Source organism: Mesorhizobium sp. M4B.F.Ca.ET.203.01.1.1, from assembly GCF_004791025.1.
Lineage (GTDB): Bacteria > Pseudomonadota > Alphaproteobacteria > Rhizobiales > Rhizobiaceae > Mesorhizobium > Mesorhizobium abyssinicae.
On the sequence record NZ_SRUO01000004.1, the window covers coordinates 472,663 to 485,952 of the forward strand.

Genomic DNA, 13,290 nt, shown 5'->3' on the forward strand with positions numbered 1-13,290 from the left:
GAAGGCCATTGCGTCGCGAGCCACGGCGTGGCTTTGATTGGGCGAAGTCGCGGAGGACCCTGGAATGATCGACTTGGCCACATTGGCGACCTATGTCGCGGTCGTGCTCGGCTTTGTATTCATTCCCGGCCCCGCCACGCTGCTGACCGTCGCGCGGGCGACGAGTTCGGGAACGAAAGTGGGCATCGCCACCGGCGCCGGGATCGCGGCCGGCGATATATTCCACACCGTCATGGCGATGGTCGGCATCTCGGCGATCATCGCCACATCGGCGATGCTGTTCAGCATCGTCCAATATGTCGGCGCGGCCTATCTCGTTTATCTTGGCATACGTGCGATCATCGAGAAGACATCGACCGATCCAGCCGCCGGTGCGCTTGCGATCCGGGCGGGCAAGGCTTTCCGCCAGGCGGTGCTAACCGAGATGCTCAACCCCAAGACCGCGCTGTTTTTCCTCGCCTTCCTGCCGCAATTCGTGCGGCCGGAAAACGGATCGGTGATGCTTCAGCTGGCGGCACTGGGAATCATCTTCGTCCTGATAGGCCTGTTCAGCACGGTCGTCTTCGCGGTGAGCGCGGGTGGGCTGGGTGCCTTCCTGCGCCGGAATCCCGCGGTGCTGAAATGGCAAGGCAAGGTCGTCGGCGCGATCTACTGCGCGCTCGGTGTGCGCCTGGCGTTGCAGCAGCGCTGAGCGGTGCGCACCTGCTGTTCAGAGCAGCGCAAAACGGCCGCCCAACGGCCAATAGGGGGACCTGCCGGCATCGCTCCCAAACTGATGCGTCCGGTCATAAATTTTTGATTTGCGCATGACGTTTTCAGAGGCTTCATTTCGCGCTCATGCGCGGCGATTTTGTGCTCGCAATTGCCGCTGTCGCGCGCTACCCAATGCCCGGCTTTTTTCGAGCCGCGCCTGCCAGTCACCGTCTTGCAAGGGTCCGCCATGCTGCTCGTCGACGTCTATCTCGACAAATCGCCCATCCAGGGCATCGGCGTCTTCGCCAAGAACCACATCCCCCAGGGCACGCTGATCTGGAAGCTCGACCCCAGATTCGACCGGGTGATCGAGGTCGACACCTATGAGAACGAGACCGGCCCGGTGAAATCCTATCTTGACCGCTATTCCTATCCCGACCGCCGCGATCCGGCCTACATCGTCTTCGAGGCCGATGACGCCCGCTACATGAACCATGACGACGACCCGAATTGCGACGTCTCCTCGCCGGAGGAAACCTACACGCTCCGAGATATTGCGCCTGGCGAAGAGCTGACCTGCAACTACAATCACTTCTTCGAAAGCGGCTTCGATTTCCTCGGCGACCGCCACCCGTAGCCCGAGCGGCTCAAGCACGACCGCGGACTAGGCGTCTCACGCAGAGAGCAATTCCGGCTGGCGTCCTACCGCCAATCTGCCGCGCAGGTTTCGAACGGCGGCCAAGGCTTTGCCGGCGATGATGCCTAGGGTGACGCCGCCAGCCATCGCAAGCAATTGGAAGCCCGGAGCCGGCAACCGGCCCGCGACGGGCGCCATCAAAAGCTCCGGGACGAAGCGGTGAAACAAATAGATCGGGAAAGCCGCGACGGCGACCTGCATAACCAGCCGCCCCACCCCGGCTGGCAGGCGAAGACGCGGTAGATAAAGAAGAGCCGAAAGCGCCGCGAAAATCATCAAATACTTGACCGTGGTGCCCAGCCAGACCGACTCCCAAAAGGCCAGATACCCCAGCACAAAGGCGGCAGACGCGGTCACGACGATTTTCCTGACGGGCGTGTCGGCCAACCCGGCGCACCAGCCGAAGACAGCAAGGTGGAAGACCCAGTAGATCGCGAATATCTGGCGGTTGCCTAGCTCGACGAACAACGGGACCGAAAAGCGCGCGGCAGCGGCAAATACCAAAAGGCCCAGCGAGAAGGCGAAGGGTCGAGCTCTGGCCAGCCGGCGTAGAATGGGAATGGCGAAGATGAGAGCGAAGACCAGAAGCGTCTGCGCGTAGGCCTCGATGAACCAGTAGAGATAAGGGATCATCTCGTGACGTTCCGGTTCGGCATAGCCGAAGTTGCCGGTAAGGGTCATCGAGGCCCAAGGCGCCGCCTGCCAGGCGACGGCGTAAGCGGCGACAATGAAGAAATACGGGATCAGCACGTCGATCGCAGGTTTCAGCGCGTGCCGAATTCGCCCGGCAAGCAAATGGGCCGACTGGAAACGCGCAAGACTGTAGCCGACAAGCAGCATCATGACCCCGGAACCGCCGGGGATAGGCCACAGCGTCTCGTGATGCACGACCACCAGAAGGATCGCGATGACCCTCAGCACCAGATCGACCGGCAGTTCGGTTGCCTGCATGCGTGCGAGAGGCCGCGCCGCCGCATGACGATGTGTCAGTTCCGCGACGCTTAGCCGTTCCCAGCCGTCCGGCAGCTCCAAGCCGAGCCGTTCGAGTTCCAGAGCCAGTTGCAGGAAGCGAAGGGAATCGCCGCCGAGGGAGACAAAGCTGTCGTTGCGACCGACGCGGAGCGGGTAGAACACGCGAGCATAGGCATCGGGCACGCCGCCCCTTTCGGAGCGGGCCCCCGCCCGTCCTTCCAACATCTCGCGCTGAAGGCAGCCATAGTCGACCTTGCCGGATGCAAGCCTTGGAAAGTCGCCGCGCGTCGCAACCCGAACCAGATTGGCGGGCAAGCGGCTGACTTCGGCCAGGATACGGTGTGCCCTCCCCGCCGAGCCGGCGCCGACCACATAGGCATGCAACCCTCGATCGTCGCCGAGCACGGCGGCGGCAATACCTTGCCGCTGCAGCGCCTGCTCCATGACATCGAAGCCGATCCTGAGGCCGGCAATCTTGGCAAAGCGGCTCTTGCGCCCGACGATGCGGAAGAAACCATGCTCGTCCTGCACGGCAATGTCGCCGGTGTTCAGGGTCTCGACCTCGGCACCCCGCAGCAGATCGCAACGCTTCGCGCCGTAACCCATCATTACGTTAGGACCGCGATAGACGAGTTCTCCGGGAATGTCCGCTCGCCTGATCGGCTCTCCTTCGGCGTCGACGATGCAAAGGCTGCCGCCCGGGATGGCGACGCCGATCCGCTCCTCCCTGTCGGAAAGGCTCTCAGGCGGCACGAAAGCGATGCGCGCCGTGGCCTCGGTCTGGCCGTACATGACGAAGAAGCCGCCGCTCCGGGCGCGCATGTGATCCCTGTAGAGGCGGATAAGGTCGGGGCGGAGCTGTCCGCCCGCCACCGTCATCATCCGCAGTGTGCTGAACTCGACCTCGCGAAAACGCGCTCTTTCCAAGAGCTCGTAGGAATACGGTACGCCAGACAGATTCGTGCAGCCGCCGTCGGCGATTGTCGTGAGGAAATCGCCGTCCATAATGGAGGCGCCGGGAAAGAGGACGCTGGCGCCCGCGATCAGATGCGAGTTGAGGACCGACAGCCCGTAGGAATAATGCAGCGGCAGCACGAGAGCGGCCCGGTCGTCCGAAGAGAGTTCGAGATAGGCCGCAATCGAGCGCGCATTGGCTTCGAGATTGCCATAGGACAGCCTGACGGCCTTGGCTGCGCCCGAGCTGCCGGACGTCATCAGGAGCAGTGCGAGATCGGGGTGCAGCGGCTCGGCGTCCCGTGCACACCGAGCCTCCCTGACCAGACGCCATCGGCCGTCGAGTGGCCGATAGGTGAAGTCCGGCTGGAAGGCCGCCAGGAAATCATCCCAAAGTCGGTTGTCGCATGGCGGCAGCATGGCCACCGCATGGCCCGCCCGCAAGGCTCCAAGATAGGCGACGATCGCATGCTCGGAGGCTTCCGCCGCGATGGCCACCAACTGCTTTTCTGCTTGCCCCAGCCTCGCTGAGAAGCGCTGCGCAAGGCTGTCCAGCTCCGCGTAGCAGAGCGTTCGTCCATCAGCGAGGAGAAGCGCCGTGCGCTGCCCGCCAAGGCTAACTCCGGACACAAGATCGATCGAGGGCATGGCAACTTCGGTTAGCCGGAAAACTGGCCGAAGCGCCTATAATACATGAGTATTGAAGTCAACTAATATGCATCGCGAGACCAATTGCGTGGATGGTGCCACGCACGGGCGACATGCAGGCGGTCAACTCGCCGGCTTTTTGCGCGCCGGATAGCCGTTGGGATGCGGCGGCACGGCCTTGAGATAGGCGGCGATCGCGGCACGGTCGTCGGCAGTCAGTTCGGCCATGTTCTTCTGCACGTCGACCATGGCGCCGCCGACGGAATCGAAATCCGGCGTAAAGCCGGTCTCGAGATAGTTGGCGATATCGCCCTCCGACCACTCGCCGATGCCGCCCTCGCCCGCCGTGATGTTGGGCACGATGCCCGAGCCTTCGGCGGCCGTGGCGCCGGCCAGCCATTCGCTCTTCCTGGTGCCGCCGGCAAGGTCGCGCGGCGTGTGGCATTCGCCGCAATGGCCGGGGCCTTCGACGAGATAGCGACCGGCCGCGACCTTGTCCGGCGCGCCGTCGGCCACGGCGATCACCTGCTCGGGGTTGAGATAAAGCCGCTTCCACAGCCCGATGCCGCGGCGGATGTTGAAGGGGAAGGCAAGCTTGTGATCAGGCGCCTTGCCGGCGACTGCCGGCAGCGTCTTCATGAACGCGTAAAGGTCGGCGACATCGGACGGCTTCATGCGCGCGTAGGAGGCGTAGGGAAAGGCCGGGTAGAAATGCTCGCCCGCCGGCGAGACGCCCCTCAGCATGGCGTTGGCGAAGTCTTCCTCGCTCCAGGCGCCGATCCCGTCCTTGGCATCCTGCGAGATGTTGGGCGGCACGAAGGTGCCGAAAGGCGTCTTCAGTTCGAGGCCGCCCGCAAGTTCAAGGCGGACTTCGCCCTTCGCGCCGGGCCTGGCGTGGCAGGAGGTGCAGCCGCCGGCATAGAAGATGCGCTTGCCCTTGGCGGCATCGCCGGGGCCAAGCTGCGCGACGGTCGCGGCATCGAGCCTGACCGGCGCCGACAACACCCATCCGGCAACCGCGCCGACGCCGCCCAGAACGAGGGCGGCGCCGACGAGTTTCCTCAGCCAGGGCATTGACCGCGATCAGCCCTTCTTGATCCTGTAGTTCTGGTGGCAGGTGCCGCAGTCGCCGCCGATCGTGTTGAGCTGCGCCTTCAAGGCATCGACATCGGCTGGCGGAGCCGCGACTGCGGCCTTGACGTCGGCCAGGAACTTGTCCTCGGCCGCGTTGAAGCCGGCCGTATCTTCCCAGATCTTCGGCGCGGCGGTGGTGTCGCCCTTGTCGCTGCCGGCCGGAAAGAACTTCTCGGTGTCCCATTTCTCGCCATTGGCCTGCAGCGCCTGCAGCGCGGTCAGCACGGCGGCGGCGTCGAAAGCCTCCTCGCCCTTGACGACCTTCGACAATTGTCCGGCGAGCTTGCCGCGCTCCTTCATCAGGGCCTGGCGATCCTTGATCGGATCAGCGAAGGCGGCCGAACCGGCAATGGCGAGCATAGAGATGGCGAGAACAAGCTTTCTCATTCAGTGGCTCCTTGGTGAAGAGAGTTCGCGACTGGACGTTAACGGACGTCGCAAGGGAAATATTCCGTCCACTCAGCAACGATTTTCGCTTTCCGTTGCCGGCAGAAAAGAAAAAGCCCCGGTCGTGCCGGGGCTTTTTCTCCAATCAATCAGCCATTGGCCTTTTCATAGAGCTCAAGGACATGATCCCAGTTGATCAGGCTGTCGACGAAGGCTTCGAGGTATTTCGGGCGGGCGTTGCGGTAGTCGATGTAGTAGGAGTGCTCCCAGACGTCGACGCCGAGGATCGGCGAGGCGCCATGCACCAGCGGATTCTCGCCGTTCGGCGTCTTCGAGATCGCGAGCTTGCCGTCCTTGACCGAAATCCAGGCCCAGCCGGAACCGAACTGGGTGGTGCCGGCGGCGATGAAGTCTGCCTTGAACTTGTCATAGCCGCCGAGGTCGTTGTCGAAGGCCTTCTGCAGGGCCCCAGGGAGCTTGGAGCCGCCGCCGCCCTTCTTCATCCACTTCCAGAAGTGGATGTGGTTGTAGTGCTGAGCGGCGTTGTTGAAGAGGCCGGCGTTCTTGCCGAAGGACTGCTTCACCACCTCCTCGACCGAAAGGTCTCCCAGGCCGGCTTCCGCGGCGAGCTTGTTGCCGTTGTCGACATAGGCCTTGTGGTGCTTGTCGTGGTGATACTCCAGCGTCTCCTTCGACATGTAAGGCTGCAAGGCCTCGTAGTCGTAGGGCAAAGCGGGCAGCTCAAAAGCCATGGATGGTACTCCCTCATGGAAAATCCGGTGTCGATACCGGACTAAGATAGGTCTGGAATGGTTGGGGACAACTCCGGAATGAAGCGCCGGTTCCCTTTCTAGAGAGGTTCCGGAAGAGTGTCACATGGTTTTGCAGCAGGTGGCCGCGTGAAAGGAAAGCCCGGCCGCGGATCAGGCGGCGGACGCCGAATGCGCCCAGTCCCAGTAGAGCTCGCGCGCCTTCTTGGCGACCGGCCCGGGCTGGAGGTTGCGCTCCTCGATGCGGGTGATCGGCACGATCTTGGAGTGGTTGCCGGTGGAGAAGATCTCGTCCGCTTCGAGGAATTCGCGCACCGAGAGCGTCCTTTCGGTGGTCTTGAAGCCGTAGTCGCCGAGCAGGTTTATCGTGCGCGAACGGGTGATGCCGGACAGGAAGGTGCCGTTCGCCGCCGGCGTCAGCACATGGCCGTCCTTGACCAGGAAGATGTTCGAGGTTCCGGTCTCGGCGACGTTGCCCAGCATGTCCAGCACCAGCGCATTGTCGAAGCCGCGCATCTTGGCCTCGAGGATGGCGCGGCCGTTGTTGGGATAGAGGCAGCCGGCCTTGGCGTTGGTCGGCATGGTCTCGATGCTCGGCCGCCGGAACGGCGACAAGGTGATCGAAAAGCCAGCCGGCGAGATCATCGGCGATTCGTAGAGGCAAAGGCAGAAGCGGGTCGAGGCCGGATCGGCCGGCACGCCCATGTAGCCGCCATGCTCGGCCCAGTACATCGGCCTGATATAGACCGCCGTCTTGCCGTCGAACTTCTTCAGGCCATCCCAGGTCAGCCCGACGATCTTGTCGGTGGTCATGGTGGGTTTCAGGCCGAGCGCGATGGCCGAGGCGTTCACCCGGGCGGCGTGAAGCTCGAGGTCGGGCGCCACGCCCTCGAACCAGCGGGCGCCGTCGAAGACGCTGGTGCCGAGCCACATGGCGTGGCTGCGGGGGCCGAGAATGGCGACATTGCCTTCATGCCAGTCGCCGTCGACGAAGGTCCATGTCGCGGATTGCGCCGCTGCCGCCAGTGTCATTGCTCGTTCCGTCCAGATGCTTTTCGCGAAGCGGGCATAGGAAGATGCTTTGAAGGCCGCAGTCAACCGGTATCGCGGAGATTTGTTGAGGCCTGCGGCTCTTGGCCTGGCGGCTATCCGCAAGCATCGATTGGCGCTGGCCGCAATCAACGCTTGCGCTCCGCCTGCCCTCGCCTCACAACTGTCGCATGCACCATGCGGCTTATGTTTTCGACGCCTACGGCACGTTGTTCGACGTGCATGCCGCCGTGCGCCGCCATGCCGGCGAGATCGGGCCGGACGGCCAGCTGCTCTCCGACATCTGGCGCGCCAAGCAGCTCGAATATTCCTGGGTCAGGACGCTGATGGGCGCCTATGCCGACTTCTGGCAATTGACCGAGCAGGCGCTGGATTTCGCCCTGCGCAAGGTACCCTCGGTCGACAGGGGGCTGCGGGCCAAGCTGCTTGAGGCTTACTGGCGGCTCGACTGCTATCCGGAGGTGCCGGCCGTGCTCAAGGCGCTCAAGGCGTCCGGCGCTCGGCTGGCAATCCTCTCCAACGGCTCGCCCGAGATGCTCGAAGCTGCGGTCAAGTCGGCCGCGCTCGACCAGGTGCTGGACGACATCTTTTCCGTCGATCAAGTCAGGCGCTTCAAGACCGACCCCTCGACCTACGACATGGTGACCACCGGCTGGCGCCTCTATCCGGATGCGGTGTCGTTCCAATCGTCCAACCGCTGGGACGTGGCGGGGGCCGCCAAGTTCGGCTTCCGCACGGTGTGGATCAACCGCGCCAACCAGCCTGACGAATACCGCGATTTCATGCCGGGATTGATCCTGCCGTCGCTCGAAGGCCTGCTGACCGCTTGAGGTAGGTTGGTATTCAGGGGATGCCGACTTGACCTGGATCTCAACATAGCTTGGGGTCGCCAGGCCGCATGTGGCCGTGGCGCAACAGGCCGGATGCGGTCACAGCTTTGCCTTTGTTTGTCCACCCTGAGGCCAGAATCGGAACCGCCTATCGCCGCCAACTGTTAAAGGCGAGAGTGCTCCCGTTAACAGTCCGCACCGGCGCATTTATGCTTTGTTGCGACTTGAGACCTAAAAAAGGCAACCATGTTCACATCCGATCCGTCCTCCCTTCGCCTCAGCCGCCGCGGCTTTCTCAATGCCGCGGCGCTCGGCGCCGCCTCGGTCGCCGTTTCGGCTTGCGCCACGACGAGGCCGGAACCAGTCGAGCCGCCGCCGCCGGCCTATGTCGAGCCGCCGCTGGGCGACTATGCGACGATGTACGGCCCGATCTCGGACAGCGGTTTCGAAGTGCCGGCCATACCGTTCCAGAAGATCGATCCGCAATTCCTGCGCCAGATCGTTCCCGATCCGACTGGCCAGAAGCCGGGCACCATCGTCGTCGATACGACCGGCCATCACCTCTATCTGGTGCGTGAGGGCGGCCAGGCGATCCGCTACGGCGTCGGCCTCGGCCGTGCCGGCTTCGAATGGGCGGGCGACGCGGTGGTGCAGTGGAAGCAGAAGTGGCCAAAATGGACGCCGCCGGACGAGATGGTCGCCCGCCAGCCGGAGCTGAGGGAGTACAGCGCCGACAATGGCGGCATGCCCGGCGGGCTGAAGAACCCGCTCGGCGCGCGCGCGCTCTATCTGTTCCAGGGGAATGTGGACACGCTCTACCGCCTGCACGGCTCGCCGGAATGGAACTCGATCGGCAAGTCGGTGTCGTCGGGCTGCGTTCGCCTGATCAACCAGGACATCATCGATCTCTACGATCGCGTGCCCTCGAAGACGCCGGTGATCGTTACCGCCGATGTCGGCCAGCCGATGGTGGCGAGCGCCAATCGCAAAGCCATTCCGATCGACGCCGGCGTGCCCGATGGATCGATCCTGCTTGGGCCGATCAGGCGCGATACCGACGAGCTCTTCTGAAGCCTGAATCTCGTCAGCGGTGCGCGGCCAGCACAGTCGCCAGCATTGCAACACCGCGTCTCAGTACCTCCACGTCGAGCCCTGCATAGCCGAGGATGAAGCCGGCCGTTTCAGGTCGCGGCTCGGTTGGGTCATAGAGCGGCGATACCGGATAGAGGCCGATCCCGGCGGCGCGCGCAGCCGCGATGATCGCCGGCTCGCGTTCGGCATCGATGCCGTTCATCCAGGCGACGACATGCAGTCCGGTGTCGGCTCCCGCGACGGAGACTCCTGCACCCAGATGTTCGGACAACGCCTGCAGCAGGGCCTCCCTGCGCTCGGCGTTCTTCCTGCGTATGCTGCGGACGTGACGCTCATAAGCGCCGCTCGCCAGCAGGTCGCCCAGTATGTCTTGTTCCAGCATCGGAGCATGCCGGTCGGTCAGCCGTTTCGCCTCGCTAAACGCCCGGGTGAGGCTGGCGGGAACGACGAGATAGCCGAGCCTCAGGGTCGGCGAAAGCGTCTTGGACAGCGTGCCGATATAGATGACGGAGTCAGGATCGAGGGCCTGCAGCGGCGGGATGGGGGAGATGTCGTGACGGTATTCGCCATCATAATCGTCCTCGACGATGTAGGCGCCTGTGGCCTTGGCCCAGGCCAGGAGGGCGCGCCGGCGCGTCGCGGAAAGCACGCTACCGAGCGGAAACTGATGCGACGGCGTCACGCAAGCAAGGCGGGCCGGCGGCAAGGCATCCGTCCTCAGCCCGTCGGCGTCGACCGCAACGGGCACGGCGATGCCGCCTGCCGCCGCGAAGGCATTGCGGGCCAGCAGATAGCCCGGGTTCTCGATCACAAACGGGTCGCCGGGGTCAAGCAGCAGCCGCGCGCAGAGGTCGAGCCCTTGCTGGGAGCCGTTGACGATGACGATCTGGTCCGGCGTGCAATTGATGCCGCGAGCGCGCCAGAGATAGCCCTGAAGCGCGCCGCGGGCGGCAAGGGACCCCTGAGGGTCGCCATAGCGCAGCCGAGCGGGGCGTCGCAAAATGGCTTTGTTCGACGCCCGCCGCCAGGCCAGCACCGGGAAGTCCGCCCCGGACAGGTCGCCATAGCGGAAATCGGCAAGCTTGGCCGGCTGCATTTCCGCCGGCGCAGGCAGGGCCACGAGGCGGCGGGCGAATGCCGACAGGTTGCGGGGCTGAGCGGCCTCGAGGGGCGTCTCCATCGACGGCGCCTCCAGCCCCGAGGCCACGATCGCGCGTGCTCCCGGCCGGATGATCAGATAGCCTTCGGCGTCGAGCTGGCTATAGGCGGCCGTCACCGTGGTGCGTGAGGCGCCCCATTCGGCGGCAAAGACCCGCGTCGACGGCAGGCGGTCGCCAGGCCGATAGGCGCCGCTGTGCACCTGCGCCTTGATCGCCGCGATGATCCGGCGCGCGACGCCATCCTTCTCCAACTGGACCACAGAGAACCTGCGAAACTGGATATTTCCACCAAGCCAGACTTGCGGCATCGTCGCCTGCAACGCAAGGAGTTTTGCCATGTACATACCGCCCGCCTTCCGTGATGACGACAAGGAGAGCCTGAGAGCAACGATCCGCGCGGCGCGTCTGGCGACGCTGGTCACCGCCACGGCGGAAGGACCGCAGGCGACGCCGTTGCCACTTCTTCTCGACGAGAACGAGGGCGAGCACGGCGTGATCTACGGCCATGTCGCGAAGGCAAATCCGCAGTGGCGCGCACCGGTATTGGGCGACGGCCTGGCGATCTTCATGGGACCGGACGCCTATGTGACGCCGGCGTGGTATCAGGCCAAGCAGGAAACCGGGAAGGTCGTGCCGACCTGGAACTATGTCGCCGTCCATGCCTATGGACCGATTGAATTCTTCGACGATGCCGACAGGCTGCTCGACGTGGTGACGCGTCTCACCACCCTCCACGAAGGCGGCCGCGCCTCGCCCTGGGCCGTAGCGGATGCGCCGCCGGATTTCATCCAGGCGCAACTGAAGGGGATTATTGGCCTGCGCATGCCGATCACGCGGCTCGAAGGCAAGCGCAAGATGAGCCAGAACCGCAACGCTGCCGATCGTGCCGGTGTGCTGGCTGGCCTCGCGGCGAGCGACCGGCCATCGGACCGTGAGGTGGCTCCGCTCATCCCGGTGTGAGGTCGCTCCGCTCATCCCGGTGTGAATCCGTCATCGCGAATCTGAGCCAGTTCGCCTGGTACTTCGCCGCGGCTTCCTGCTCGCCATAACGCAGGAAGGATTGATCACGGCAGCGCTCTGTCACCGCGCTTGAAGCGACCTCCGCCCTTCTCGTGCAGACATCCTACCGCCCCCTGGCCAGGCTCCCCAGGATCCCGCGCACGATCGCGCGGCCGACAGACGAGCCGACCGAGCGCACCACCGACTTGATCGCCGCTTCGGCCACCGTCTGGCGGTTCGAGGGGCGTGGCGCCGGGGCGCGGCGGCCGCCGGACTGCGGAGCGGGATCGTCGCCAAAACCGGGAATCGTCCAGCGCGAGCGGCCGCTGTCGGCCTGTTGCGCCTGCTCTTCGGCCTCCTGCGCCTCTTTCGCCTTCTTCTGCAACAGCTCGAAGGCCGATTCGCGGTCGATCACCTGGTCGTATTGGCCCGAGACCGGGCTTTCCCCGATCAACTGGCGGCGCTCGTCCGGCGTGATCGGGCCGAGCCGCGACGACGGCGGCCGGATCAGCGTGCGCTGGACCATGGAGGGCACGCCCTTGGCCTCCAGCGTCGAAACCAGCGCCTCGCCGGTGCCGAGCTGGGTGATCGCGGTCATGCAGTCGAAATCGGGATTGGGGCGGAACGTCTCGGCCGCCGTCCTCACCGCCTGCTGTTCGCGCGGAGTGTAGGCGCGCAGGGCATGCTGGACGCGGTTGCCGAGCTGGGCCAGAACCTTCTCGGGAATATCCAGCGGGTTCTGGGTGACGAAATAGACGCCGACACCCTTGGAGCGGATCAGCCGCACCACCTGCTCGACGCGGTCGACCAGCACCTTCGGCGCGTCCTCGAACAACAGATGCGCCTCGTCGAAGAAGAAGACCAGCTTCGGCTTGTCCGGATCGCCGACCTCGGGCAATTCCTCGAACAGCTCCGACATCAGCCAGAGCAGGAAGGTGGCGTAGAGGCGCGGGTTCATCATCAGCTTGTCGGCGGCCAGCACGCTGATGGCGCCACGGCCGTCGCGGGTGGTGCGCATGATGTCGGCGATGCGCAGCGCCGGCTCGCCGAAGAAATTCGCCGCGCCCTGCTGTTCCAGCACCAGCAGCGTGCGCTGGATGGCGCCGACGGACGGCTTGGTGACATTGCCGTAGCGGGCGCTGAGCTCATCGGCGCGCTCGGCGATGTTGGCGAGCAGCGCCTGCAGATCCTTGAGGTCGAGCAGAAGCAGGCCTTCCTCGTCGGCGATGCGGAAGGCGATGTTCATGATGCCTTCCTGCGCTTCGGTTAGGTTCATCAGCCGCGACAGCAAGAGCGGTCCCATCTCCGAAGTCGTGGCGCGAATCGGGTGGCCCTGTTCGCCGAACAGGTCCCAGAAGATGACCGGGAATTCCTGGAAGTCGTAAGGGTCGAGCTTGATCTGCTCGGCGCGCTTGACCAGGAAATCCTTGGCCTCGCCCATCATGGCGATGCCGGAAAGATCGCCCTTGATGTCGGCGCAGAAGACCGGCACGCCGGCGTTGGAAAAACCCTCGGCGAGGATTTGCAGGCTGACCGTCTTGCCGGTGCCGGTGGCGCCGGTGACCAGGCCGTGGCGGTTGCCATATTGCAGCAGAAGCTGCTCGGGGCGCTGATAGCTGTCGTCGGGCTTGCGGCTGGCGCCGATGAAAATGCTCTTGTCGTCAGCCATATGTCCGGTCTCCGCAACCTGATGAAGTTAAAAGCAAAGGGCCCTCGCTGAGGTATAGTGAGGCGACACGGCAGCGACAATGCTCCAATCGCGAATCGGGCTTTCAGTCGGAGTTGGAACCGAACGCAAATCCCGACTTGCCGGGCTTCCTGCAGCTTGCGGACTTTGCGCATGTTTGGCAATCGGTCGGTGGTTCACCCGGCCGCATGCGTGGCGCATTGTGATATCGGACAGG

12 protein-coding genes are annotated in these 13,290 nt (G+C 64.3%); 5 read left to right on the forward strand and 7 right to left on the reverse strand.

The features are described from left to right. Positions 1–64: 64 nt before the first annotated feature. Both EN846_RS12195 and EN846_RS12200 read left to right on the forward strand, forming a co-directional pair. Positions 65–691 (forward strand): LysE family translocator, encoded by a 627-nt coding sequence (locus tag EN846_RS12195; protein ID WP_127393557.1) that lies wholly within the window; start codon positions 65–67, stop codon positions 689–691. Positions 692–940: 249 nt separating this feature from the next. Beyond that, positions 941–1,330, forward strand: a complete 390-nt coding sequence (locus EN846_RS12200; RefSeq protein WP_127283099.1) for an SET domain-containing protein-lysine N-methyltransferase — start codon at positions 941–943, stop codon at positions 1,328–1,330. 36 nt (positions 1,331–1,366) lie between these two features. On the opposite strand, the gene EN846_RS12205 is transcribed toward EN846_RS12200, so the two are convergent. The 5 genes from EN846_RS12205 to EN846_RS12225 all read right to left on the reverse strand — a co-directional run bounded on the left by EN846_RS12205 (position 1,367) and on the right by EN846_RS12225 (position 7,287). Next, positions 1,367–3,964 (reverse strand): AMP-binding protein, encoded by a 2,598-nt coding sequence (locus EN846_RS12205; protein ID WP_128346433.1) that lies wholly within the window; start codon positions 3,962–3,964, stop codon positions 1,367–1,369. 123 nt (positions 3,965–4,087) lie between these two features. Continuing rightward, the gene (locus tag EN846_RS12210; RefSeq protein ID WP_127392297.1) at positions 4,088–5,038 is read right to left on the reverse strand and encodes a cytochrome c; all 951 of its coding nucleotides are present in this window, start codon (positions 5,036–5,038) and stop codon (positions 4,088–4,090) included. 9 nt (positions 5,039–5,047) lie between these two features. Next, a complete protein-coding gene (locus EN846_RS12215) occupies positions 5,048–5,485 on the reverse strand; it encodes a cytochrome c (RefSeq protein WP_127392296.1) in 438 nt (145 codons plus the stop codon). 149 nt (positions 5,486–5,634) lie between these two features. After that, positions 5,635–6,237, reverse strand: a complete 603-nt coding sequence (locus EN846_RS12220; protein ID WP_127392295.1) for a superoxide dismutase — start codon at positions 6,235–6,237, stop codon at positions 5,635–5,637. Between the two features lie 171 nt (positions 6,238–6,408). Continuing rightward, positions 6,409–7,287 carry a branched-chain amino acid aminotransferase gene (locus tag EN846_RS12225; RefSeq protein WP_127283095.1) on the reverse strand — a complete coding sequence of 293 codons (879 nt, stop codon included), beginning with the start codon at positions 7,285–7,287 and terminating at the stop codon, positions 6,409–6,411. 188 nt (positions 7,288–7,475) lie between these two features. Here EN846_RS12225 and EN846_RS12230 point away from each other — a divergent pair, with 188 nt between their 5' ends. Further along, positions 7,476–8,135 carry a haloacid dehalogenase type II gene (locus EN846_RS12230; RefSeq protein ID WP_127392294.1) on the forward strand — a complete coding sequence of 220 codons (660 nt, stop codon included), beginning with the start codon at positions 7,476–7,478 and terminating at the stop codon, positions 8,133–8,135. 246 nt (positions 8,136–8,381) lie between these two features. Continuing rightward, positions 8,382–9,206: a L,D-transpeptidase gene (locus EN846_RS12235; protein WP_127392293.1), complete on the forward strand. Its 825-nt coding sequence runs from the start codon at positions 8,382–8,384 to the stop codon at positions 9,204–9,206. 13 nt (positions 9,207–9,219) lie between these two features. Here EN846_RS12235 and EN846_RS12240 read toward each other — a convergent pair whose 3' ends face one another. Continuing rightward, a complete protein-coding gene (locus EN846_RS12240) occupies positions 9,220–10,725 on the reverse strand; it encodes a PLP-dependent aminotransferase family protein (protein ID WP_245493351.1) in 1,506 nt (501 codons plus the stop codon). Here EN846_RS12240 and EN846_RS12245 point away from each other — a divergent pair. Further along, on the forward strand, positions 10,724–11,347 hold the full coding sequence (locus EN846_RS12245; protein WP_127392292.1) for an FMN-binding negative transcriptional regulator: 624 nt from the start codon (positions 10,724–10,726) through the stop codon (positions 11,345–11,347). The two genes, EN846_RS12240 and EN846_RS12245, sit on opposite strands and share 2 nt — an antisense overlap. A gap of 163 nt (positions 11,348–11,510) precedes the next feature. Here the strand turns inward: EN846_RS12245 and EN846_RS12250 are convergent, their stop codons facing one another. Then, positions 11,511–13,055 (reverse strand): helicase HerA-like C-terminal domain-containing protein, encoded by a 1,545-nt coding sequence (locus EN846_RS12250; protein ID WP_127392291.1) that lies wholly within the window; start codon positions 13,053–13,055, stop codon positions 11,511–11,513. Positions 13,056–13,290: the final 235 nt, after the last annotated feature.

What these genes read in the sequence shown, in the direction of transcription:
- EN846_RS12230 (WP_127392294.1), top strand. Translation starts at nt 7,476, where the DNA reads ATGCACCATGCGGCTTATGTTTTCGACGCCTACGGCACGTTGTTCGAC.
- EN846_RS12200 (WP_127283099.1), top strand. Translation starts at nt 941, where the DNA reads ATGCTGCTCGTCGACGTCTATCTCGACAAATCGCCCATCCAGGGCATC.
- EN846_RS12210 (WP_127392297.1), bottom strand. Translation starts at nt 5,038, where the DNA reads ATGCCCTGGCTGAGGAAACTCGTCGGCGCCGCCCTCGTTCTGGGCGGC.
- EN846_RS12195 (WP_127393557.1), top strand. Translation starts at nt 65, where the DNA reads ATGATCGACTTGGCCACATTGGCGACCTATGTCGCGGTCGTGCTCGGC.
- EN846_RS12240 (WP_245493351.1), bottom strand. Translation starts at nt 10,725, where the DNA reads ATGGCAAAACTCCTTGCGTTGCAGGCGACGATGCCGCAAGTCTGGCTT.
- EN846_RS12205 (WP_128346433.1), bottom strand. Translation starts at nt 3,964, where the DNA reads ATGCCCTCGATCGATCTTGTGTCCGGAGTTAGCCTTGGCGGGCAGCGC.
- EN846_RS12220 (WP_127392295.1), bottom strand. Translation starts at nt 6,237, where the DNA reads ATGGCTTTTGAGCTGCCCGCTTTGCCCTACGACTACGAGGCCTTGCAG.
- EN846_RS12250 (WP_127392291.1), bottom strand. Translation starts at nt 13,055, where the DNA reads ATGGCTGACGACAAGAGCATTTTCATCGGCGCCAGCCGCAAGCCCGAC.
- EN846_RS12235 (WP_127392293.1), top strand. Translation starts at nt 8,382, where the DNA reads ATGTTCACATCCGATCCGTCCTCCCTTCGCCTCAGCCGCCGCGGCTTT.
- EN846_RS12225 (WP_127283095.1), bottom strand. Translation starts at nt 7,287, where the DNA reads ATGACACTGGCGGCAGCGGCGCAATCCGCGACATGGACCTTCGTCGAC.
- EN846_RS12215 (WP_127392296.1), bottom strand. Translation starts at nt 5,485, where the DNA reads ATGAGAAAGCTTGTTCTCGCCATCTCTATGCTCGCCATTGCCGGTTCG.
- EN846_RS12245 (WP_127392292.1), top strand. Translation starts at nt 10,724, where the DNA reads ATGTACATACCGCCCGCCTTCCGTGATGACGACAAGGAGAGCCTGAGA.